We start from the raw sequence: 22,861 nt of genomic DNA, 5'->3' as shown, positions 1-22,861 counted from the left end.
AACGCAAATGACACAACCATTTCTTAAAGCAAATGAACGTATTGATGGACTTCCATCACAAAATATTAATATCATCCAGAATCCAGACATGTTTTCATATTCCTTAGACGCGATTTTATTAGCACATTTTGCTGATGTAAAGGGAAAAGGGAAAGGGTTATCTGTTGATTTGGGATCAGGTACTGGCGCGGTTGGCCTTTTTTACGCTCCAAAAGTGACTGGGGAAATAAAGTTAGTCGAGATACAACCAGAATTAGCTGAAATGGCACAACGTAGCATTGAACTGAACAATTTACATGAACGTGTTTCAGTCGTTCAAGCTGACATGAAAAATATATTTAATGAAATTAAACCTGGCTCTGTTGAAACTGTTCTGACTAATCCACCTTATTTTCCCTTAACTGAGACTACCAAGACTAATATAGATAAACATTATGAAATTGCGCGCCACGAGTTGATGATTAACTTACCTGAACTGGCCCAAATTGCCAATAAACTGCTGAAAAATAATGGTAAGGTCTATATGGTACACCGGCCGGAAAGGCTAGCAGATATATTTGCAGCGTTTGCTGCACGAAAGCTTATGATTAAAAGAGTTCAATTTGTTTATGGAAAGGCAAACCGCGAAGCCAATATGGTTTTAATAGAAGCCATTAAATCTGGCCGACCAGGTGGCGTGCGCATTATGCCACCCCTTATCGCCTATACTGATGACAATGACTATACATCAGAGGTTCACGACATCCTTTATGGTAAAGCGTGGCATGAATGAAGTATTATTATTTTTATGTTTTATATACAGCGGATGGTTATTTTTATGGTGGATTCACGGATAACGTACAACGTCGTCTAGCGACACATGAGTCTGGTAAAGGGGCTAAGTTTACCCGCGTAAAGTCGCGGCATCCATTAAAATTGATTCACTATGAAGAGTTCCAGACAAAGAGCGAAGCGTTAAAAGCAGAGGCAAATTTTAAGAAATTAACACGAATTAACAAGGAAAAGTATTTATTAGTACACCACGTAATCAAAATTTGGTAATATGCTTGTCAAGGAACCATAAATAATGTAAAATGTAATATGTTGTGAAAAGCAGCAAATACACACGATAAATGAGAACACGTAGGTGCAGAAATGTCAGCGTGAACAACGAATTTGTCGGCGGAAAAACCTAGGAGGCCATATCATGGCAGTTATTTCAATGAAAGAACTCCTCGAAGCAGGAGTACACTTCGGTCACCAAACACGTCGTTGGGACCCAAAGATGGACGAATATATCTTTACAGAACGTAATGGTATTCACATCATCGATTTACAAAAGACAGTTAAGTTAGTTGACGAAGCTTATAACTTTATTCGTAACGCTTCTACTGATGGCGCTAACGTATTATTCGTTGGTACAAAGAAACAAGCTTCTGATGCGATTGCTGAAGAAGCAACACGTGCTGGCCAATACTATATCAACCATCGTTGGTTGGGTGGTACATTGACAAACTGGAACACTATCAAGACACGTATCCAACGTTTGAAGGATTTGCAAACAATGGCCGAAGACGGTACATTTGAGCAATTGCCTAAAAAAGAAGTTGTTTTGTTGAACAAGCAACGTGAAAAGTTGGAAAAGTTCTTAGGTGGTATTCAAGACATGCCTGGCTTGCCAGATGTATTGTTTGTTGTTGATCCAAAGAAGGAAGAAATTGCCGTCAAGGAAGCAAACATGTTGAATATCCCAGTTGTAGCTATGATCGATACAAATGCTAACCCAGATGTAGTCGATGTTAAGATTCCTGCTAACGATGATGCTATTCGTGCCGTACGTTTGATCACATCAAAGATTGCCGATGCTGTTATTGAAGGTCGTCAAGGCCAAGATTCAGCACCTGAAGATGCATTCGTTGAAGGTGACGAAAACACAGAATCAATCGAAGAAATTGCTAACATCGTTGAAGAAGGCAATAACTAATTAATTTTATTCTATAAATACCGTTCCTAGCGGACCTGTTCGGGACGCGGAATGGTATTTTAATATGTTATAATAAAAATACATTAAACTATTTTAGAGGAGCACTATAATGGCAATTACTGCTGCACAAGTAAAGGAATTACGTGATAAGACATCTGTTGGAATGATGGATGCTAAAAAAGCATTGGTTGAAGCTGATGGCGATCTAGACAAGGCAATTGATTTATTGCGTGAAAAGGGTATGGCAAAGGCCGCTAAAAAGGGTGATCGTGTCGCTGCCGAAGGCATGACAGCTGTTGCCGTTAAGGGTAACCGCGCTGCAATCATTGAATTAAACTCAGAAACTGACTTCGTGGCTGGTAACGCTGAATTTAACGAATTGCTTAACGCAGTTGCCAACACAATCGTCGAATTTGCGCCTGCTGACGTTGAAGCTGCTTTGGCACTTGAAGTTCAAGAAGGTCAAACTTTGAACGACAAAATTATCGGAACAACTCAAATTACTGGTGAAAAGATTACTTTGCGTCGTTTCTCAGTAGTAGAAAAGTCAGATTCAGAAAACTTTGGTTCATATTCTCACTTGGCAGGCTCAATTTCAGCTTTGGTTGTTGTTGATGGTGCTTCAGAAGAAGCTGCCAAGGATATCGCAATGCATGTTGCTGCTATTGCACCACAATTTGTATCTGATGATCAAGTACCTGCTGATGTTATTGCTAAGGAAAAGGAAGTGCAATTAGCTTCTGAAGATTTGAATGGTAAGCCTGATAACATTAAGGAACGCATGGTCGAAGGACGTATCAAGAAGTTCTTGGCTGAAATTTCTTTGTTGGATCAACCATTTGTTAAAAATGGCGACCAAACAGTTGCACAATTCATTTCTTCACAGAATGGATCAGTTAAGTCATTTGTTCGTTACCAAGTTGGTGATGGCATTGAAAAGCAAGTCACTGATTTAGCTGAAGAAGTTGCTAAGCAACTTGGTTAATATTTAAAAACTACTAATTGCCATTGATTGTTTTATCAATGCAGCTAATTAGTTAAAAAGTGTACTATTATAAATAGCGCACTTTTTTTTCGGAAATTTTTCGGAATTTTTGATATACTTGTATAAGCAAATAAAAGAGGTTAAACATGACTGATATTAAGTACAAACGCGTTTTGATGAAGCTCTCTGGTGAAGCATTGGCAGGGGACAAAGGTCAAGGCATCGATCTTGAGACTGTTTCTGCAATTGCTGAAGAGCTAAAAGATGTCCATGACCTAGGTACACAAATTGCCATTGTTGTTGGCGGTGGAAACTTGTGGCGTGGAGAGCCAGCATCAAAAATTGGTATGGAACGGTCTCGTGCTGATTATACTGGCATGCTTGGTACAACAATGAATGCTCTAGTTTTGCAAGATTCATTGGAACGCGCTGGTGTCCAAACACGTGTGCAAACTGCTATTACAATGCAGCAGATTGCTGAACCTTACATACGTGGTCGTGCGATTCGTCATCTAGAAAAGGGACGAATTGTCATTTTTGCAGCAGGTACAGGTTCTCCGTATTTCTCTACAGATACGACGGCAGCCTTGCGTGCAAACGAAATTAATGCTGATGCCATCTTAATGGGTAAAAATGGCGTTGATGGTATTTATGACTCAGATCCAAATAAAAATGCTAATGCGGTGAAGTTTACGGAATTAACTCACCTTGACATTTTGCAAAAAGGTTTGAAAGTAATGGATTCGACAGCAAGCTCACTATCTATGGATAATAATATGCCATTGGTGGTGTTTAACCTTAACACACCAGGTAACTTGAAACGAGTTGTGCTTGGTGAAGCCATCGGAACAACAGTAACAGGAGAAAAATAATGACTTTTGATTTAACTAATGCTAAAGAGCGTATGAAGGGGGCACAAGAGGCACTTCAACGTGAATTAGCCAACATCCGTACAGGTCGTGCGAATCCCAATATTTTGAATCGCGTCGAAGTTGAATATTATGGGGCAATGACACCATTGAACCAAGTGGCTTCAATTTCAGTACCGGAAGCACGAATATTGCTAATTACGCCGTTTGATAAAAGTGCCTTGGAAGCAATTGTACATGCAATTAACGTGTCCGATCTTGGTTTGAATCCTGCTTCTGACGGAAATATTGTGCGCTTGGCGATTCCACAAATGACAGAAGAACGTCGTAAAGAACTTGCTAAAGAAGTGAAGGCTGAAGCTGAAAAAGCTAAAGTTTCAGTTCGTAATGTTCGTCGTGATATTATGGATGATATTAAAAAAGACAAAGACATGCCTGAAGATGATGCCCGCAAGGCCGAAGATCAGACACAAAAGTTGACTGATGAAAACATCAAAGCAATTGATGAAATAGCAGCTGAAAAAGAAAAAGAATTGTTAACAATTTGATTTTCGTAAGATATTGCGATCATGCTTGACTTGGATAAATCCAAGTCTTTTTATTTAGGAGAGGGATGTGCTGAGGAGATATTTGAGATATTGGCGGGAAGCATTTGATTTTCATAGTGGTGCGTATCGATTGGATTTTTGGTGGGTTCATATCGTGAATACATTTATTTTTGCATCTATTTTATTTGTATCAATTCTTTTTTTTAACTCTTGGTCGCTAGCAACCAAGTTATCTGGAACATTCAGTATCTTAATAACTATTCCAAACTTATCCTTATTTATTAGGCGATTACGAGATAACGGATTTCCAGTACAGACAATTATGTTTGTACTGATGAGCCCGTCACTTTTAGGAGTGAGTTTTGGCATTTTAGCCAGTTTTCGTTTAGTTATTTTGGCGCCAATTGCATTTTTAATATACTTCGGTTGGCTGATTTACTTGGTTTCAAGGCGTTCTGCTTATTGGACACCGACTTTAAGTAAAAAGCAAAAATCATTTTATGCAGCTTTAATTAGCGCTGTAATAATTTTAACTGCCTGTTTTCAGGTTGCTGCTTTAAAGCATGTCACACATGAATTTAGAGCTGCTGCGCAAAAGTATATTCAGGAACAGCGTCAGGTTAATGAAAATCGAGGTAAGTCCGCGTCATCAAGTTATTCTACTAAAAATGGTTCTATGAGCTCGTCAACCCAAGAGACAGATGATAACATACCAGAAGCCAGCTCAGCATCTTCGATACCTGAAAAAGAAGTTACTGAACTTCCAGACGATTCTGAGACGACAGCATACAGAGGATTAACAGAAGATACAATAGGAGATGCAACATTTGGTTTCTTTAAGGTCCATGGGACTTGGGAACAAGATGCAGCTTCTTTGCAGTGGTTGCAGTCACAACAAAACGTAATGATTTTAACCAGCACTCAAGGTCAGGGATTTGGTGTTGATTTTGCTAGTTTTAGTTTTAAAAAAATTACGGGACAAAGTTATGTTTCATTAGATCAAGTCGACAATATACAAGCCTCTCGAATTGATGGTACCTACCAAGATACTACCTCTGACAGTATTAAGGCTATGACTTATTTAGAGTGGCATATGCCAGATGGTCATATCCGAGTTGTGTACTTAATTGCGCCATCAAGACCATTGCTTAATTTAATTGTTAAAACATTGTCAGAAAGTTTTCGAGCAACTTAATGTAGAAATTTTTACTTGACGATTTGTCGTAGAGAGTGCATAATATCATTATTGAGTTTTGTACGTGATGAAGCCAAGTGGCGTTGGTGGAACGGACAAACAGTCGAGTGTCGGGTTTTATAACTCGGAAGTCAGGTGGAACCGCGCGTAAGCGTCCTGATGTCAATTATTTTGGCATTGGATGAACTTACACGCGGTTTTTTGATGCTGGTAAATATAACAAAATATCGATACCATCTGTGCTAAATTGTCGGTAAATTTTTAAGGAAGAACGATTATGACAAACGAAAAACTATCATTACAAGATATTATCTTGACCCTACAACAATATTGGGCTAAACAAGGCGCAAACTTAATGCAAGCATATGACAATGAAGTTGGGGCTGGAACACAATCGCCATATACATTTTTACGTGCTAATGGCCCTGAGCCTTGGAACGCTGCTTATGTTCAACCTTCTCGTCGTCCAGCTGATGGCCGCTATGGCGATAATCCAAACCGTTTGTTTCAACATCATCAGTTTCAAGTAGTGATGAAGCCTTCCCCTGAAAACATTCAAGAGCTTTACCTAGGTTCTTTAGAAGCTTTGGGTATTAAAGCATTAGAACATGATATACGTTTCGTTGAAGACAACTGGGAAAACCCTTCTATGGGTGCTGCAGGAATTGGTTGGGAAGTTTGGCTGGATGGTATGGAAGTGACACAGTTTACTTATTTCCAGCAAGTTGGTGGGATTGAAGTAGATTCTGTGACAGCAGAAGTGACTTATGGTCTAGAACGATTAGCATCATACATTCAAGATGTACCAACGGTTTATGATCTTGAATGGGGTAATGGTGTGTTATACGGTGATATTTTCAAAGAACCAGAATTCGAGCATTCGAAATACGCTTTTGAAGAATCTAACCAAGATATGTTGTTGCGCCACTTTGAAGAATTTGAAGCAGAAGCAACTCGTTTATTAGATTTGGGCTTGGTACATCCGGCTTATGACTATATTTTGAAATCATCACATACATTTAATCTATTAGATGCACGTGGTACGGTTTCGGTCACAGAACGAGCTGGTTATTTACATCGTATTCGTACAATGGCTCGCAAAGTATCGAAAGTATTTATTGAAGAACGAGCTAAGCTTGGTTTTCCTTTGCTAAAAGATCAGACATTACGGGATAAGTATCTTGGTAAAAACGGTAAATACACCAAAGAAAATGCCTGATAGTAACAGAGATAAAATCAATATTGGAGAATAACTCATGTCAACATTTTTATTAGAAATTGGTCTTGAAGAAGTGCCAGCACATCTGGTCACAAGCTCAGAAAATCAATTAATTGAAAGAACAAGAAACTTTTTAGCTGAGCATCGCTTGATTGTTGGTGCCATTAATCCTTATTCAACTCCACGTCGGTTGGCGGTTGAATTAACCGATGTAGCGGAAAAATCAGAAAGTTTGAGTGAAGAAAAGCGTGGTCCGTCAATTGAAAGAGCAAAAGATGCCAATGGTGAGTGGACTAAGGCAGCAATGGGATTTGCACGCGGTCAAGGTGCAACACCAGATGACTTTGAAACAAGAGACGGCTATGTGTGGTTAACAAAGCATACTGAAGGTGTTCCTGCCAAGGATATCTTGGTCAAAATTGGTGCCGAGGTGGTTTCAGAGATGAAGTTCTCAACGTACATGAAGTGGGCGAATAATGCTTTCTTGTACGTGCGACCAATTCGCTGGCTTGTCGCCTTGTTTGATAAGGAAGTCGTTGATTTTCATGTATTAGATGTTCAAACTGGTCGTGTTACAAGAGGACACCGCTTTTTGTCAAATGAACATGTTGAAATTTCTTCTGCTGACGATTATGTAAGTACACTCGAATCAGCAAGTGTTGTAGTTAACGCTGAGGTACGAAAAAATGCAATCCGTTCTCAACTGACGGCAATTGCTAAACAAAACAATTGGTCATTAGAATTAGACACTGATGCAGCACAGAATTTGCTGGAAGAAGTTAATAATATTGTCGAATGGCCAACGGCATTTGCTGGTACTTTTGATAAAAAATATTTGGAAATTCCTGATGAAGTATTAATCACATCAATGCGCGAACACCAACGTTTCTTCTTTGTTACTAATCATGACGGGAAATTGTTGCCACATTTCTTATCAGTACGTAATGGGAACCAAGAGCATTTGGATAATGTTATTGCTGGTAATGAAAAAGTTTTGGTTGCTCGTCTTGAGGATGCAGAATTCTTTTACAAAGAAGACCAAACTAAAACAATTGCTGACTACATGGAAAAGGTCAAAAAACTGGTTTTCCATGAAAAAATTGGTACTGTTTATGAACATATGCAACGAACTGGCGTTTTGGCTCAGGCACTAGCACAATCACTGAATTTTGATGAACAACAATTGTCTAACGTGAGCCGTGCAGCAGAAATCTATAAATTCGACTTAATGACCGGTATGGTTGGTGAGTTCGACGAATTGCAAGGTATTATGGGTGAACACTATGCTAAATTATTTGGTGAGAATCCCGCTGTGGCTACAGCAATTAAAGAGCACTATATGCCGACTTCAGCAACAGGAAAAATTGCTGAGTCAGATATTGGTGCTGTACTAGCAGTTGCCGATAAGCTAGACGCTATTGTAACTTTCTTTGCAGCTGACTTAACACCAAGTGGTTCAAATGATCCTTATGGACTACGTCGCGCAGCAACAGGTATCGTAAGAACGTTACAGGAAAAAAACTGGCATATTGCTTTGAAACCGGTATTAACTCAGTTTGCCCAATCACAGGGAGAAGTTGCTGCGGCTGATATCACAGCTGTACTGGAGTTTATCTTAGATCGCGTGCGTAAGTTAACGTTGGATGATGGTGTTCGCCAAGATTTGGTATCTGCAGGAGTTAGTCGCTCAGGAAATACTGACGTTGTTTACCTCATAGATCGTATTAATGTACTCGCTGCTCATAGTAAAGATAATGATTTCCGTGATGTGATTGAATCACTGACACGTGTCGATCGCTTAGCAGTGAAGCAGTTAACCAATGATAGCGTGGATCCATCTCTATTTGAAAATGATGCTGAAAAAGAATTGTATCAGGCAACGTATGCACTGAACTTAAGCCACTTAGTAAAAGAAGGTGCTGACGAGGTATATACAACATTGGCTGGGTTACAATCTCCTATTTCAACTTATTTTGAAGATACAATGGTTAACACCGAGAATGCAGCTGTTAAAAACAATCGCTATGCACAACTGAATGTAATTCATCGCTTAATTAGTGAATTGGGTGATTTAGAACAAATTGTCATTAAGTAAAATTATTAAATAATAGGTCGTCACTAGAAAGTAGGAGGTCATTATGTTGAATATTGCTTACGTTGGTTTTGGAAAAAGCACAAATCGTTATCATTTACCTTATTTAAAGTTACGGCAAGATAAGTTTCACGTGAGCCGTGTAGTAACACCTACACTTGGGAAAAGACCAACAGAGCAATCTGAGTTAGAAGTTACTGGTACTGTATTTTCAACAGATATTGATGACATTATTGAAGATGAAACCATCGATCTAGTGGTTGTTGTAACGCCTTCAGCCAGCCATTATCAGGTGACAAAACAACTACTGTTGGCTGGAAAAAATGTTATGGTTGACAAGCCAATGGCTGCTAGTGATATCGAGGCTCGTGATTTGGTCAATATTGCTTATGATAAAAAGTTATTTTTGATGCCATTTCAAAGTAGGCGATTTGATAGTGACTTTTTGACAGTTCAACGGGTTATTCAAAATGGGTACCTCGGTCGTTTAGTTGATCTTGAGGTTCATATGGACCATTATCGACCTAATGACGGGCAATCGAATGGTAATGAAATTGACGGATCGCTATTCGGACATGGTGTTCATTTGGTAGATCAAATTGTGAGTCTCTTTGGTGCACCAAATTCAGCAGCCTACGATATACGTTCTACTCGCTTACTGAATAGTCCTGTAGACGACCAAATTGAGGTTAACCTTTTTTATCCACAAGCTTTTAAAGCAACAATTCAAACCACAGAATTAGCAACAATCCAATATCCAAAATGGCAACTGCGTGGAACACAAGGTACATTTATTAAGTATGAGGTTGATGAGCAGGAAAATGACCTTAAAACTGGTGTTATGCCTGGAGACGCGCGTTTTGGCGTTGACACACCACAAAACTATGGGCACTTGGTATACTACAATCAGAGTGGTGATCGCATTGATAAATACATACCTAGTATTCAGGGTGATTATGGCAGAGTCTATGATTCTGTTTATAACACACTGGTCAAAGGTATGCCAAAACTTGTTTCCGATGAAAATATGATTACTGTAATGAAGATACTGTCTGCAGGGTTGAAAGAAAAAGGACCGCACGTCGTTAAATTTTCATGAAAGTTAAAAGCTTGGCAATAGCCTAGCTTTTTTATTTTGCTAAAATAGCGGTGTCATTTTCGAAAAGTAACGTGAGGCTTTATGGTAAAATTAAATAGATAGAAAACTGAAAGAAAAAAATGCCAATTATGACAGAATTAAATTTGAATGAACTTAAAGAACGACAAAAACACATACGTAATTTTTCAATTGTTGCACACATTGACCATGGAAAATCAACCATAGCTGATCGTATCTTGGAACAGACACATACTGTTGCTGAACGTGACATGCAGAATCAGTTACTGGATACGATGGATTTAGAACGTGAACGTGGAATTACGATTAAACTAAATGCGGTCGAAGTTCATTATGACGCTAAAGACGGTGAAACCTACATTTTCCATCTGATTGACACACCAGGACACGTTGATTTCTCTTATGAGGTTTCGCGGGCATTGGCAGCTGCTGAAGGGGCTATACTTGTTGTTGATGCTTCTCAAGGCGTTGAAGCACAAACGTTAGCTAACGTTTATTTGGCCCTAGATAATGACTTGGAAATTCTACCTGTAATTAACAAAATTGATTTACCGGCGGCGGATGCCGAAAAGGTTCGTACGGAAATTGAGGATGTTATTGGCATTGATGCTTCAGAGGCAGTGTTAGCGTCAGCTAAACAAGGCATTGGTATTCCAGAACTGCTGGAAAAAATTGTTACCGATTTACCTGCACCGCAAGGTGATATCGATGCACCACTACGTGCTTTGATTTTTGATTCAGCCTACGATGCTTATCGTGGTGTGGTTGTTAACATGCGTGTACGAGAAGGCATTGTAAAGCCTGGTGACAAGGTTCGTATGATGAACACTGGTGCGGAATATGAGGTCACGGAAGTTGGTGTGATGTCTCCAAATGCTCAGAAACGTGATTACTTGATGGCGGGGGATGTTGGTTACTTAACAGCAGCTATTAAGGACATTCATACGACACATTCTGGTGATACAATTACCCTAGTGAATAATCCAGCCAGTGAACCATTATCCGGATATCAACCGATGACACCTATGGTTTATTCTGGTCTATATCCTTCAGACAACGCTAAGTACACGGATTTACGGGAAGCTTTGGAAAAACTACAGCTCAATGACGCTGCGTTAACATTTGAACCAGAAACTTCACAAGCACTAGGATTTGGGTATCGAGTTGGCTTTTTGGGTTTGCTACACATGGATGTCATTCAAGAGCGACTAGAGCGCGAGTTTGATTTGGACTTGGTGACAACTGCTCCGTCTGTTACTTATCGAGTGGTAACTAATGATGAAGAAACTATTGAGATTGAAAACCCATCCGAAATGCCAGACACGCCCAAAGTGAAATACATTGAAGAGCCCTATGTGCATGCCCAAATTATGGTGCCTAATGATTACGTTGGTGCTGTTATGGAACTTGCGCAACGCAAACGTGGTGAATTTGACACAATGGAATATTTGGATGACACGCGTGTCAATGTCAAGTATTACATGCCTTTGTCCGAAATTATTTTCAATTTCTTTGATAAACTAAAATCGAGCACACGTGGTTACGCTTCACTTGATTATGAGTTATCATCCTACAGACAATCCGACTTGGTCAAAATAGATATTCTGTTAAATAGTGAGAAGGTTGATGCCCTGAGTTTCATTGTTCATCGTGACTTTGCTGTAGAACGAGGACGGATTATTACTTCTAAACTAAAAGAGATCATTCCACGTCAAAACTTTGAAATTCCAGTGCAAGCAGCTATTGGCGCTAAAATATTAGCTCGTACAAACATTAAAGCTTATCGTAAGGATGTCACGGCTAAAATTCATACGGGTGATCCTGATCGTCGTGCGAAGTTGCTCGACAAGCAGAAAAGGGGTAAGGCACGTATGAAGTCTGTTGGTTCAGTCGAGGTACCGCAAGAAGCTTTCATGGCTGTGCTTAAAACGGAGGACGATGCCCAATATGCCCGAGGAAACTAACACAAAGCGTTCTAGATTAGCACGCAATTTATCCGAGCAGTCAAAACCAACAAATCGTAAAGTTAAAATCCTAACAGTTTGTTCAGTACTGGTTATGCTGTTAGTGGTTAGTCTGACAGTTGCCAGAGTTGTTTTTAATTTTGATGGCATCTCGCAGGAGACCCGTGTGAAAACTCTTCAAAAAGATGCAGCGATCGCGTTACAATTTGGCTTGACAGGCCATTCTGATGACAAACGCACCAAACAGGTTGTACATTTAACCAATACAGCGTGGCAAACAGAAATTGCTACTAGTGTTGGCAAAGCGTGGAAGAGCAGCGCTAAAGTGGCAGATTCAGTTACTTTTGATGGCCATAAGTATCAAAAGAAACAAGTCATAAGCGATTTATCGCAACGATATGTAAAGACCTTACAACGTGATCGTAACTATAAAATCACAAAAATAAGGTATGATCGATACCATAACGCAAAGGTTCAATATCAAGTAACACCTATTGATTTGCCTGCTGGCCAGAAAAAAGTTCAAAGATATGTTGAAAAACAATTACAAAAGAAATCTAGTGAGGCAAGCAAATTATCTGCTGAACAGTTGCGCTTAGTTGAGTATGCTATGATCGCTGAAAACTGGCAAAGTGTTTTGAAGGATGACATGCCAACCTCAGCGACGAGAAATATGACAATAACAATGTTGTATACTCATGAAAACTTTAAACCAATTTATCAAGTATCGAAACAAACGCTGAATAATATTTTAAATAGTGGGTTATCAGAATGAATTTATTAGACAAAATAAAAAACATTTGGCCATTTGGTCAAAGTCATAAAATGCGTGCCATTGGATTTGAACGGCCTCTATTAATTGATCAACCGGATGCTTTTGTGGAAAAAGTTATTCCCCGACCACAACCGGATAAAGATGAATTACTAGTTAAAGTTTTGGCCAGCTCTGTCAATCCGGTGGATACAAAAATGAGAGCCAATTATACTCATGATGGCGTTTTTCGTATTTTGGGTTTTGACGCTGTCGGCGTGGTTGTAGAAGTTGGTCAAAATGTTCAACATTTCAGCGTTGGTGATAAAGTTTACTATGCTGGAGCGCAATTGAAACCCGGTTCTAACGCTGACCTTCAAGTTGTTCATGAAGCACTGGTCGGCCATGCCCCTACTTCATTGAGTGATGAAGAAATTGCGGCTATGCCGTTAACATCAATTACAGCCTACGAAATCTTACATGAAGCGTTGTGTTATGATCTTGAGGAAAACAGTGCCTTGGGGCACACAATTTTGATTGTGAATGGTGCTGGTGGTGTTGGATCTGTATTAATTCAATTAGCAAAGTATATCGGGATGACAGTTATCACTACAGCATCTCGCACCGAGTCTGTTACTTGGGTTAAGTCACTTGGCGCTGATTATATCTTAGACTACCATCAAGATTTGAACGAGCAGATGAGAAAGATTCAGCACGATAAAGTTGATAATATTGCGATTTTACAAAATACGGATTATTATTGGCCACTTGCAACAGCCGTTATTAAGCCATTTGGACGAATTGCATCAATTGTTGAAACGACGGAGCCAATTGATATGGGGCCTTTGAAGAACATTGGCGCACAGTTTAGCTGGGTGTTCATGTTTGCGAAGGGAAACTATGGCGTTAATATGCAGTCTCAAGGGAATGCACTTAATCAGGTAGCGCGTTTACTTGATGAGAATAAAATCAAGACGACACTGTCGAAGACTTATCACGGGCTGTCTGTAGAAAATATTCGTGCTGCTACGAAAGAAGTTGAAGCTGGTCGCATGATTGGAAAAGTAGTGGTGAAGTATGACGAACAATAAATGGCAGGCACTCACCGTTGCGACGAACAATGATGGCATTGAACCAATTGCTGATATATTGATGTCAACCGGCGCTGAGGGTGTGCAGATTGTTGATGATATTTCACCAGTAACAGTGACAGCTTATTTTGAAGACGATGCATCTTTACCTAACACTGTTAGTCGGATAAAAGAACAGTTGGATAACTTAGTGATGCTTGGGGTTGATGCATCACCTGCAACTATTACATTAAATGACGTGGCACAATCAGATTGGGAAAACAACTGGAAACAATATTATCATGCCACCCGCATAACAAGACACATTACTGTTGTACCTTCATGGGAAAACTTTGTAGCAGCTCAAAAAGATGAATATCCAATTATTATGGATCCTAAGTTAGCTTTTGGAACAGGAGTTCATGAAACAACACGATTAATGATCCAAGCGCTAGAAACTGTCGTTCGTGGCGGAGAAAGCATGATAGACGTGGGTACGGGTTCAGGAGTACTATCCGTCGCTGCAAAACAACTCGGTGTAGCAGGTATTTTAGCAACAGATATTGACGAGATGGCTGTGAATGTTGCTAAAGAAAATTTAGCGTTAAACCCAGTGGCCAATGATGTTACAGTGGTAACTAGTGATTTACTGGAGTCAATTGCTATCGATAAGCCTGTAGACTTGATTGTTGCTAATATTCTAGCTGACGTTATTGAACGCCTTATTCCACAGACATGGTCACGCCTGAAGCCAGGTGGCTATTTCTTGGTTTCTGGAATCTATGATGCTATTTCAGTATCGATTGAACAACAGCTACAACAAGCGGGATATAAAATTTTTCAACACACAACAATGGGTGACTGGCATGCATTCATTGCAAAAAAGGATTTTAAATAATGCAACGCTATTTTCTAAACGAACCAATTAATGATACGATTCGCTTGACAGCTGACAATGACATTTTTAAGCACTTTGGCAAAGTTTTGAGAGCTCGAGTGGGGTCAAAAGCTGAATTTGTTAGTAATAATTTGGAAATCTGCCTTGGAGAAGTTACTTTAATTGATTCCGAGGTTATTAATATCAAAGTGATTGATCGATATTATTCAAATGTTGAGTTACCAATTGATGTAACACTTGTCGTGTCTCCCCTAAAGAATGATCGTTCTGACTGGTTTATCCAAAAAGCAACAGAGCTTGGTGTCAAAACAATCGTTTTCACCTCAATGAAACGAACAGTTGCCGATTGGCGAAAGCAACAAGAAAAGAAAGTCAAAAGATTTAATAAAATAGCGCAAGCTGCAGCAGAGCAAGCACATCGCTTGGTTGTTCCAGAAATTATTTTTACCACGTGGCAAAATACTATCCAAATGCCTAAAAATACTGGACTTGTTGCTTGGGAAGAATCAGCTCGTGATGGAGAAAGTGCTGCACTAATAGCGGCTGTTTCGGCTGTTCCATCTGGAGAAAAACTAGTCTGTGTATTTGGTCCTGAAGGTGGTCTAACAGAAAATGAGATTGAGGAATTACGATTGCAGAATTTTGAATTAGCTGGATTGGGTCCTCGAATATTGAGAGCTGAAACAGCGCCACTCTATGCAATGTCAGCGATTAGCGTGTTGCGTGAACTAAATTAATTCGTTATAATATAATAAATAAATGAGATAACTATAGGTGGTGAAATAATGCTGAAGATATTCAAAAAATACTACGGGTATCAGTGGCTTGCAGCGTTTATGCTTGGTTTGGTACTACCATTTATTGGTAAGTTACTCAGTGTGAGTGGTTTACATAAAGTTATCTGGTTTTATCTAATCATTAATGGTCTTTATACTTTATATCTTGGGTATAGTGTGCGTAAGCGTGGGCTATCACCTCTCATTTTATTTGCCTTGCCTGCAGTATTCTCTGGAATTTCAACATTATTACTTCATTTGGTATCTCATCAGTATGGATTTTATTTTGGACTAATGTACATTGTACTAAGTTTATTCACCTTTTTCGGAGATACACGTGATGACCCGGATGAAAATCAAATTCCAGTTGAAAACGGATTCCGTGATTTAAAAAGTGAGACAAAGAATGATGGACAAGTTTCAGTTGATGGAAACTTGAAAGTATAATTAGTGTTATGAATAACTAGAAAAAGTGCGATATTTCGCACTTTTTCTGTTACACTGGTATAGGATATTTTACCTTTGTGTTTAATAGTTATTGCTCAAAGCATACAGATAATAATGAACTCTGGAGATACTATTTTACATTACTTAATTGGAGGATTTTACATTGATTACAGTTTCAGATATGAGTTTTAGTTTTTCAGGGCCTAAAATTTATCAAGATGTTAACTTGAAATTAACGCCCGGTAATACTTATGGCATTATTGGTGCTAATGGCGCTGGTAAGTCTACCTTTTTGAAGTTATTGCAAGGAGAACTACAACCAACTGAAGGAACCATTTCAATCGGTGATAGCGAGAGAATGTCGTCTTTGCAGCAGGATCACTTTGCATTTGATAAATTTACGGTTTTAGATACGGTGATCCAAGGTCATAAGCGATTGTACGAAGTTAAAACTGAGATGGACGCTATCTATGCTAAGCCGGATTTTAACGATGAAGATGGTGTACGTGTTGCTGATTTGGGTGCGGAATTTGAAGAGCTAGATGGTTGGAATGCTGAAGTTGAAGCTGGTCAATTGTTGAGCAAGCTGGGTATTAGCGATAGTGTTTACGATACCTTGATGGGTGAGCTAACTGAAAATGATAAAGTGAAAGTTCTGCTTGCGCAAGCCTTGTTTGGTAATCCAGATATTTTGATTTTAGACGAGCCAACCAACGGATTGGATGTACAGACGATTAATTGGCTAGAAGACTTTCTAGCTGATTTTCCGAACTTAGTTATTGTTGTTTCCCACGATCGACATTTTTTGAACGCTGTTTCAACCAATATTTTGGATGTTGATTTTGGAAAAATTACACCCTTTGTTGGAAACTATGATTTTTGGCGTGAATCGTCTGAATTGGCCCAACGCTTAGCTTCTCAACAAAATGCTAAGAAGGAAGAACAAATTAAACAGTTGCAAGATTTCGTAGCTCGGTTTTCAGCTAATGCTTCAAAATCAAAGCAGGCTACAGCCCGAAAAAAGCAATTAGATAAAATTACTTTAGATGATATTAAACCTTCATCAAGAAAATACCCATTCATTAATTTCCCCATTAATCGTGAGCTCGGGAATGATATGGTTCGCGTTGAAAACGTTTCAAAAACAATTGACGGCGAAAAAGTATTAGATAATATTTCCTTTATTGGTCGACCAAACGATAAAATTGCTATTTTATCACGTTCCGATTTAGCAACCACTACGTTGATGCAAATTATAGCAGGTACGATGGCACCAGATGAGGGGACTGTTTCTTGGGGTGTTACAACGTCACAATCCTATATTGCTAAAGATTTAAATGATAACTTCGATAATCAAGATGTAACTATTTTGGATTGGTTACGTGATTTTGCGGAAGAAGACCAAAAAGATAACACCAGTTTACGTGGTATGCTCGGGCAAATGCTGTTCCGTGGTGATGATTCCTTAAAACAAATTAATGTGTTATCCGGTGGCGAAAAAGTCCGCATTGTTTTGGCAAAGATGATGTTGCTCAAAGCTAATGTGCTATTGATGGACGACCCAACAAATCATTTGGATTTGGAGTCAATTCAGTCCCTTAACGATGCGGTAATCGCATTCAAGGGTTCAATTATTATGACTTCGCATGACCATGAATTCTTAGCAACTACGGCAAATCATATTGTTGAAGTGTCACCAAAGGGTGTTGTTGATCGCGTTGATACGACGTATGATGAATTCATTAATAATGATAGTATTCAGGACAAAGTAAATGAACTTTACTAGTAGATAAGTAATATAATAAATTGAATTAATGAGCTGGCACAAAAACCATAATTTGTAACATATTGTGAATTTTGAGCGTCGACTTATTAATTCTTTTTTTGCTATTTAACCACAATAAAACAGGAGGTAAAAAGAATGGCAATTGGAATTGATAAATTATCATTTTACACATCTGAATATGTATTAGATTTGGTAGAATTAGCTCAGCAACGTGGGGTGGATCCGAATAAATATACTATTGGTATTGGTCAAGATAAACAATCGGTGATACCGAATTATGAAGATGTCGTAACAATGGGTGCTAACGCGGCTGCAAAAATTATTGATAATGATGATCGTCAGCAGATTGATTTGATTATTTTTGCCACTGAATCTGGTATCGATAATTCAAAATCAAGCGCATTATATGTTCAAAAATTACTTAATTTGTCTGAATTTTCGCGAACAATTGAGATTAAACAAGCATGCTATGCGGGAACATTCGGATTGATGCAGGCTCGAGATTACGTTGCAAGCCATTCTGGTAAAAGGGTTTTAGTTATCGCATCGGATATTGCAAGATACGGATTAAATACACCTGGTGAAGTGACCCAAGGTGGTGGAGCTGTTGCCATGATTGTTTCAGAAAGCCCACACATTGCAACAATTAATTCTGATTCGGTTTATATGAGCCGAGATGTCGCAGATTTTTGGCGTCCTATCGATAGAACGGAAGCCATAGTAGACGGACATTTATCAACAGATATTTATAAAGAAATGTTTTTGACACTATGGCAACGATATAAGGACCAATCCGGGCGGACAATCGCTGATTTTGCAGGTTTTACTTTTCATCTACCGTATACAAAAATGGGTAAAAAAGCTTTTGATCAAATTATAGATGAGGCTGATGAGAGAACGCAAGGACGGTTATTAAAAAATCTAAAGGCAAGTCAAAAGTTTAGTCGAGAAGTAGGGAATTTGTACACTGGCTCTGTGTATTTAAGCTTGTTATCATTGTTGAGTTACGCACAAGATTTGGTTGCAGGAGAGCGGTTGGCCATATTTAGTTATGGTTCAGGTGCTGAAGCCGAGCTGTACTCTATAACATTGCAAGAAAACTTCTTTAAGTATGTACCAGCAAATGAAACAAAAAATGAATTAGCTGATCGAAAAAAAGTATCTGTAGATCAGTATGAACAAATATTTAATTCACAGCTTCTTGATTCACATGAGAACGTTTCATCTGATCATCCTGACGCAGATCATTTTCAGTTTTTAGGTTGGCAGAATGGTGAAAGACAATATAAATAAAAAATGAAGAGATGCGTATGCATCTCTTCATTTTGTGATAGAGCTGATTTCAGCACCATCTTTTGCCGCAAACAACACTTTGTTACTGTCATTGACACCCATTAGTTCAAAAGTGTATCCAGTTTTAAAAGATTTTTTGATATTCTTCGAAGTTTTTAAAAGTGAATCAGTGAAATTCGACCAGTGCGCTTCTTCTGCTAAACTTGGGTCGGTCTCTATTTGAGCAACCGACTTTGATAAATCTGAATCAGTGTAAAGTTTGAGCTGGAAAGTTTTGGCATCGGTATTAAAAGTGACGTCACCAATTTTGCTATATGCTGTGTCAAGTTTCTGAGTAAGCTCTTGTTCTTTTAATTTGAGTTGTTCTTGCTGTTGTTTCGTTGTAGCATCGGATATTACAGTCGTACTGCCATTTTCCAAATTTGATTGTGAATGGGCTTGTTGCGACTTGGTTAGTTTGTTTGAATTTACCTGTGCGTCATTATTTTTTTGTATCTTTTGTATTGCTGACGGCAATTGAAAACCAAAAAAGATTGTACCACCAATACATAATATTGAGAATATAAGTGGTACTAGAAATGTCCCATATCTCTGCTTATTTTGTATCGTAAAACTTACAAGTAATATGCTTAATAAAAATAAAATGATAAACAAAAATATCATTCTCTTATCCCCCTTATTTTGAAAAAGAAAAAGCACTTAACCGATGAAGCGTGTCCCGGCACGGCATCACCATTATAGTTAAGCGCTTGCAACATTATTATATCTAAAATTATTGTCTGTTTCAAGTATAAAAGAACTACTAAGAAGTCATTTGTTTATTTGTTTTGCGAAACGTTATTCATTTAGAAGTCTTTATGTCTTCAGGTCGATTAATCTCACCAGAAGGTGTGTTATACTAATAGCATTAAATAATATTGGAGTTAAAAATGTCAAAAAATGTTTACCTTGCGAGTCCATTCTTCGATAAAGAGCAAATTGAGCGTGTTGAACGTGTTGAAAAAGCTTTAGCAGCCAATCAAACATTAAGTTCTGTTTTTTCACCACGCGAACACCAACACGAAGAATTTGAAATGTTTGGCCCGGAGTGGCGTGTCGCAACCTACAACGGCGATATTGAGGCAATTAACCAAGCTGACGTCATGGTAGCGGTTATTGATTATGTAGGGCAGGAAGTAGATCCAGGAACTGCTTGGGAGTTTGGCTACGCAGTAGCCAAAAACATTCCGGTTATTGTTGTTAAAGAAAAAGCTGGTGCAGTAAATCTAATGATGGGAATGCCATTAACGGCTTATATTACGGATATCTCAGATTTGGAAACTTACGACTTTGATGCTACGCCAAAGATTGAATTTAGTGGTGAAATCTTTTAATTTTTAAGAGTGAACTTGATATGTGTCTCCCGAACAAAATAAAAAACAGGTAATCATTTGAACGTATATTTTTTGTTAATCGTTTTGAATGGTGATGTAATTGTATAATGAATAGATGATAAAACGAATAAAAAATAGTTTGTACTATTAATTATTCGTTTTTGCGAGATAGTTTGCTGTATAATCTGGTATAATATTGTAAGTAAATTTTAATGGAGAATTTGTATGACTATGAGTAAAGCAGTTGTAACAGTTGTTGGTAAAGATAAGCCGGGAATTATTGCTGGGGTGGCTAACACGTTAGCGGATCACAACATCAACATTTTAGATGTTTCTCAAACGATTATGAGTGATATTTTCACGATGAGTATGCTAATTAATTTAGAAGAATTAGAAGGGCAATTTAACGTGTTGCAAGATGATTTGAATAAGTTAGGGACTGATTTAGGCGTTACTATTCATACGCAACGTGAAGAAATATTTGATGCGATGAGTAGAGTTTAATATTTGTAGCTAACCTACTAAAGAACTTACGAATTGAATCATCTGGAGAAGTCATGGAAACAAAGCAAATACAAGAAACAATCAACATGGTCGAGGAAGAACATCTTGATATCCGCACAGTTACAATGGGTATTTCGTTGCTCGACACAATCGCAGGTGATCCACAACAAACTGCAAAAAATATATATAAGAAAGTTACAACATATGCGAAGGACTTGATAAAAGTTGCTGAGCAAATTGAACGTGAATATGGTATTCCAATTACAAACAAACGCATCAGTGTAACGCCAATTGCGTTGATTGCAGGTCATGCAACACCCGATGATATGCTTTATTATGCACACGCTTTGGATGATGCGGCTAAAGCAGTGGGTGTTGATTTCATTGGTGGTTATTCAGCATTGGTCCAAAAAGGTTTTGCCAATGGGGATTTGGCATTAATTAAATCGTTACCTCGTGCGCTAACAGAAACCGATTTAGTGATGTCGAGTGTTAATATTGGTTCAACTAAAGCAGGTATAAACCTTGATGCAATTAAATTGATGGGCGAAACTGTAAAAGGAATTTCTGAAAAATCCGATACAGCTAATGCCAAGCTCGTTATTTTTGCAAATGCTGTCGAAGATAATCCTTTCATGGCTGGTGCTTTTCATGGTGTCAGTGAAGCCGATGTTGTGATTAACGTTGGTGTTTCTGGGCCTGGCGTTGTAAAACGTGCACTGGAAAAGGTAAAAGGCGAATCTATTCAAGTAGTTGCCGAAACTGTCAAAAAGACAGCTTTCAAAATTACACGTGTTGGACAGATGGTGGGTGCACTAGCTGCTGAACGACTTGGAGTTGAATTTGGAATTGTCGATTTGAGTTTGGCCCCTACACCTGCACGAGGTGATTCTGTAGCTGAAGTTCTTGAAGAAATTGGTCTTGAACAAGTAGGAACGCACGGAACTACAGCTGCATTAATGCTATTGAATGACGCTGTTAAAAAGGGTGGTGTTATGGCTTCGCAACGTGTTGGCGGCCTATCCGGTGCATTTATTCCAGTTTCAGAGGATGCTGGTATGATTGATGCAGCAAAAGAAGGTACATTGACGTTATCAAAGCTTGAAGCAATGACTGCTGTTTGTTCGGTTGGATTAGATATGATTGCTATTCCAGGAGATACTAGTGCAACGACAATTAGTGCAATGATCGCTGATGAAGCCGCTATTGGTGTACAAAATAATAAAACTACGGCTGTCCGTATTTTGCCAACTTTGGGTACAAAGGTTGGTGATATGGTTGATTATGGTGGGTTGTTAGGTACTGCTCCAGTTATGCCAGTTGTAGAAAAGTCAAGTGCAGACTTTATCAATCGTGGCGGACACATTCCAGCACCGATTCATTCATTTAAAAACTAATAAAAAGTTGCGATAAAAATCATCGCAACTTTTTTATTTTGTATTTTTCGATTGTTGTGTTCGTGTTTCGGTAATTGGATTTTGGTTTGTGGAAACTGCTTTAGAAAACATAACCGCAATATAAACTAATAGAATCAGAATAACGACGGTAGATAAAACACGAAGTGGGTGATAGAAAAAGTTTTTAATATAATTTGAAATGGCAAAATGTTTTTTTTGCGGTGCAGCACTTTCTGTAATTGAGGCTTCCAAGGCATAGGCAAAACTATTAGTGTCAACAGCTCTGGCTGTTGATTCATAAGGAACAATAGAAATTTCACGTGTTTTTGATAACTTAGCTATTCGTTTGCGTCGGTCATCTCGATTTTTTAAGACATTTTTTCGGAAATTAGCAATATTAACCAATGCCTTGTTTTGTAACTTCATTACGCGCTCACGTAATTGCTCTATGGGGCTATATACTGGTACTTTCATATTTAATCTCCATATCTTTAACGTTAATTGTTAGATCCTAACTTTACTATACGACATCTTAAGACAAATTTGGGTGAGTTTATATGATTGCAAACAAATTTAATTGTTCTTAATCTTTTCAATAGATAGTATAATGAAAA

The 22,861-nt window shown here is 38.4% G+C and carries 23 protein-coding genes; 21 read left to right on the top strand and 2 right to left on the bottom strand.

The window, feature by feature from the left end; genetic code table 11:
* The first annotated feature begins 7 nt into the window (after positions 1-7).
* From RHP64_RS05980 to RHP64_RS05895, 18 genes are all read left to right on the top strand, one after another.
* Positions 8-772, top strand: a complete 765-nt coding sequence (locus RHP64_RS05980; protein ID WP_025268158.1) for a tRNA1(Val) (adenine(37)-N6)-methyltransferase — start codon at positions 8-10, stop codon at positions 770-772.
* Positions 769-1,041 (top strand): GIY-YIG nuclease family protein, encoded by a 273-nt coding sequence (locus tag RHP64_RS05975; protein WP_011679927.1) that lies wholly within the window; start codon positions 769-771, stop codon positions 1,039-1,041. The genes RHP64_RS05980 and RHP64_RS05975 overlap by 4 nt, the downstream gene beginning before the upstream one ends.
* 145 nt (positions 1,042-1,186) lie before the next feature.
* Positions 1,187-1,963, top strand: a complete 777-nt coding sequence (gene rpsB, locus RHP64_RS05970; RefSeq protein ID WP_002814693.1) for a 30S ribosomal protein S2 — start codon at positions 1,187-1,189, stop codon at positions 1,961-1,963.
* A gap of 109 nt (positions 1,964-2,072) precedes the next feature.
* Complete coding sequence (gene tsf, locus RHP64_RS05965) at positions 2,073-2,948, top strand: translation elongation factor Ts (protein ID WP_002814686.1); 876 nt, start codon at positions 2,073-2,075, stop codon at positions 2,946-2,948.
* Between the two features lie 146 nt (positions 2,949-3,094).
* Entirely contained in the window at positions 3,095-3,820 is a 726-nt protein-coding gene (pyrH, locus tag RHP64_RS05960) for a UMP kinase (RefSeq protein ID WP_011679926.1), read from the top strand.
* On the top strand, positions 3,820-4,365 hold the full coding sequence (frr, locus tag RHP64_RS05955) for a ribosome recycling factor (protein WP_002814677.1): 546 nt from the start codon (positions 3,820-3,822) through the stop codon (positions 4,363-4,365). Before pyrH ends, frr begins: the two co-directional genes overlap by 1 nt.
* An 82-nt stretch (positions 4,366-4,447) precedes the next feature.
* Positions 4,448-5,560 carry a DUF805 domain-containing protein gene (locus RHP64_RS05950; protein ID WP_462784970.1) on the top strand — a complete coding sequence of 371 codons (1,113 nt, stop codon included), beginning with the start codon at positions 4,448-4,450 and terminating at the stop codon, positions 5,558-5,560.
* A gap of 277 nt (positions 5,561-5,837) precedes the next feature.
* On the top strand, positions 5,838-6,779 hold the full coding sequence (gene glyQ / locus RHP64_RS05945) for a glycine--tRNA ligase subunit alpha (protein WP_014324811.1): 942 nt from the start codon (positions 5,838-5,840) through the stop codon (positions 6,777-6,779).
* Positions 6,780-6,816: 37 nt separating this feature from the next.
* Positions 6,817-8,874 (top strand): glycine--tRNA ligase subunit beta, encoded by a 2,058-nt coding sequence (gene glyS / locus RHP64_RS05940; protein ID WP_025268155.1) that lies wholly within the window; start codon positions 6,817-6,819, stop codon positions 8,872-8,874.
* Positions 8,875-8,917: 43 nt separating this feature from the next.
* The gene (locus RHP64_RS05935) at positions 8,918-9,970 is read left to right on the top strand and encodes a Gfo/Idh/MocA family oxidoreductase (RefSeq protein ID WP_025268154.1); all 1,053 of its coding nucleotides are present in this window, start codon (positions 8,918-8,920) and stop codon (positions 9,968-9,970) included.
* A gap of 128 nt (positions 9,971-10,098) precedes the next feature.
* Positions 10,099-11,952: a translation elongation factor 4 gene (gene lepA / locus RHP64_RS05930; protein WP_025268153.1), complete on the top strand. Its 1,854-nt coding sequence runs from the start codon at positions 10,099-10,101 to the stop codon at positions 11,950-11,952.
* Positions 11,936-12,727: a hypothetical protein gene (locus tag RHP64_RS05925; protein WP_025268152.1), complete on the top strand. Its 792-nt coding sequence runs from the start codon at positions 11,936-11,938 to the stop codon at positions 12,725-12,727. The genes lepA and RHP64_RS05925 overlap by 17 nt, the downstream gene beginning before the upstream one ends.
* Positions 12,724-13,794 (top strand): zinc-binding alcohol dehydrogenase family protein, encoded by a 1,071-nt coding sequence (locus RHP64_RS05920; protein WP_011679920.1) that lies wholly within the window; start codon positions 12,724-12,726, stop codon positions 13,792-13,794. The genes RHP64_RS05925 and RHP64_RS05920 overlap by 4 nt, the downstream gene beginning before the upstream one ends.
* Positions 13,781-14,671 (top strand): 50S ribosomal protein L11 methyltransferase, encoded by an 891-nt coding sequence (gene prmA / locus RHP64_RS05915; RefSeq protein WP_462784969.1) that lies wholly within the window; start codon positions 13,781-13,783, stop codon positions 14,669-14,671. Before RHP64_RS05920 ends, prmA begins: the two co-directional genes overlap by 14 nt.
* Entirely contained in the window at positions 14,671-15,408 is a 738-nt protein-coding gene (locus tag RHP64_RS05910; RefSeq protein WP_025268150.1) for an RsmE family RNA methyltransferase, read from the top strand. The genes prmA and RHP64_RS05910 overlap by 1 nt, the downstream gene beginning before the upstream one ends.
* Before the next feature lie 48 nt (positions 15,409-15,456).
* Complete coding sequence (locus RHP64_RS05905) at positions 15,457-15,894, top strand: hypothetical protein (protein WP_010280083.1); 438 nt, start codon at positions 15,457-15,459, stop codon at positions 15,892-15,894.
* Positions 15,895-16,057: 163 nt separating this feature from the next.
* Positions 16,058-17,680 (top strand): ABC-F family ATP-binding cassette domain-containing protein, encoded by a 1,623-nt coding sequence (locus RHP64_RS05900; protein WP_025268149.1) that lies wholly within the window; start codon positions 16,058-16,060, stop codon positions 17,678-17,680.
* A gap of 135 nt (positions 17,681-17,815) precedes the next feature.
* Positions 17,816-18,973 carry a hydroxymethylglutaryl-CoA synthase gene (locus RHP64_RS05895; protein ID WP_025268148.1) on the top strand — a complete coding sequence of 386 codons (1,158 nt, stop codon included), beginning with the start codon at positions 17,816-17,818 and terminating at the stop codon, positions 18,971-18,973.
* A 27-nt stretch (positions 18,974-19,000) separates the two neighbouring features.
* Here the strand turns inward: RHP64_RS05895 and RHP64_RS05890 are convergent, their stop codons facing one another.
* A complete protein-coding gene (locus RHP64_RS05890; RefSeq protein ID WP_011679915.1) occupies positions 19,001-19,636 on the bottom strand; it encodes a hypothetical protein in 636 nt (211 codons plus the stop codon).
* 266 nt (positions 19,637-19,902) lie between these two features.
* Here RHP64_RS05890 and RHP64_RS05885 point away from each other — a divergent pair, with 266 nt between their 5' ends.
* The 3 genes from RHP64_RS05885 (at position 19,903) to RHP64_RS05875 (ending at position 22,247) form a co-directional block, all read left to right on the top strand.
* The gene (locus RHP64_RS05885; protein ID WP_011679914.1) at positions 19,903-20,346 is read left to right on the top strand and encodes a nucleoside 2-deoxyribosyltransferase; all 444 of its coding nucleotides are present in this window, start codon (positions 19,903-19,905) and stop codon (positions 20,344-20,346) included.
* A gap of 231 nt (positions 20,347-20,577) precedes the next feature.
* Positions 20,578-20,850, top strand: a complete 273-nt coding sequence (locus tag RHP64_RS05880) for an ACT domain-containing protein (RefSeq protein ID WP_014324802.1) — start codon at positions 20,578-20,580, stop codon at positions 20,848-20,850.
* Between the two features lie 53 nt (positions 20,851-20,903).
* A complete protein-coding gene (locus RHP64_RS05875; RefSeq protein ID WP_002814654.1) occupies positions 20,904-22,247 on the top strand; it encodes a PFL family protein in 1,344 nt (447 codons plus the stop codon).
* Positions 22,248-22,280: 33 nt separating this feature from the next.
* On the opposite strand, the gene RHP64_RS05870 is transcribed toward RHP64_RS05875, so the two are convergent.
* Positions 22,281-22,721 (bottom strand): hypothetical protein, encoded by a 441-nt coding sequence (locus RHP64_RS05870; RefSeq protein WP_011679913.1) that lies wholly within the window; start codon positions 22,719-22,721, stop codon positions 22,281-22,283.
* Positions 22,722-22,861: the final 140 nt, after the last annotated feature.

The sequence above is a fragment of the Leuconostoc sp. XM4 genome, from assembly GCF_055698815.1.
This window is presented reverse-complemented; position numbering and strand designations above follow the sequence as displayed.

Bases quoted from the DNA above. Each gene is read 5' to 3' on its own strand.
- RHP64_RS05980 (WP_025268158.1), top strand. From the start codon at position 8: ATGACACAACCATTTCTTAAAGCAAATGAACGTATTGATGGACTTCCA.
- prmA (WP_462784969.1), top strand. From the start codon at position 13,781: ATGACGAACAATAAATGGCAGGCACTCACCGTTGCGACGAACAATGAT.
- RHP64_RS05975 (WP_011679927.1), top strand. From the start codon at position 769: ATGAAGTATTATTATTTTTATGTTTTATATACAGCGGATGGTTATTTT.
- frr (WP_002814677.1), top strand. From the start codon at position 3,820: ATGACTTTTGATTTAACTAATGCTAAAGAGCGTATGAAGGGGGCACAA.
- RHP64_RS05905 (WP_010280083.1), top strand. From the start codon at position 15,457: ATGCTGAAGATATTCAAAAAATACTACGGGTATCAGTGGCTTGCAGCG.
- glyQ (WP_014324811.1), top strand. From the start codon at position 5,838: ATGACAAACGAAAAACTATCATTACAAGATATTATCTTGACCCTACAA.
- tsf (WP_002814686.1), top strand. From the start codon at position 2,073: ATGGCAATTACTGCTGCACAAGTAAAGGAATTACGTGATAAGACATCT.
- pyrH (WP_011679926.1), top strand. From the start codon at position 3,095: ATGACTGATATTAAGTACAAACGCGTTTTGATGAAGCTCTCTGGTGAA.
- RHP64_RS05890 (WP_011679915.1), bottom strand. From the start codon at position 19,636: ATGATATTTTTGTTTATCATTTTATTTTTATTAAGCATATTACTTGTA.
- rpsB (WP_002814693.1), top strand. From the start codon at position 1,187: ATGGCAGTTATTTCAATGAAAGAACTCCTCGAAGCAGGAGTACACTTC.
- RHP64_RS05910 (WP_025268150.1), top strand. From the start codon at position 14,671: ATGCAACGCTATTTTCTAAACGAACCAATTAATGATACGATTCGCTTG.
- RHP64_RS05885 (WP_011679914.1), top strand. From the start codon at position 19,903: ATGTCAAAAAATGTTTACCTTGCGAGTCCATTCTTCGATAAAGAGCAA.
- RHP64_RS05895 (WP_025268148.1), top strand. From the start codon at position 17,816: ATGGCAATTGGAATTGATAAATTATCATTTTACACATCTGAATATGTA.
- glyS (WP_025268155.1), top strand. From the start codon at position 6,817: ATGTCAACATTTTTATTAGAAATTGGTCTTGAAGAAGTGCCAGCACAT.
- RHP64_RS05880 (WP_014324802.1), top strand. From the start codon at position 20,578: ATGAGTAAAGCAGTTGTAACAGTTGTTGGTAAAGATAAGCCGGGAATT.
- RHP64_RS05925 (WP_025268152.1), top strand. From the start codon at position 11,936: ATGCCCGAGGAAACTAACACAAAGCGTTCTAGATTAGCACGCAATTTA.
- RHP64_RS05875 (WP_002814654.1), top strand. From the start codon at position 20,904: ATGGAAACAAAGCAAATACAAGAAACAATCAACATGGTCGAGGAAGAA.
- RHP64_RS05920 (WP_011679920.1), top strand. From the start codon at position 12,724: ATGAATTTATTAGACAAAATAAAAAACATTTGGCCATTTGGTCAAAGT.
- RHP64_RS05935 (WP_025268154.1), top strand. From the start codon at position 8,918: ATGTTGAATATTGCTTACGTTGGTTTTGGAAAAAGCACAAATCGTTAT.
- lepA (WP_025268153.1), top strand. From the start codon at position 10,099: ATGACAGAATTAAATTTGAATGAACTTAAAGAACGACAAAAACACATA.
- RHP64_RS05870 (WP_011679913.1), bottom strand. From the start codon at position 22,721: ATGAAAGTACCAGTATATAGCCCCATAGAGCAATTACGTGAGCGCGTA.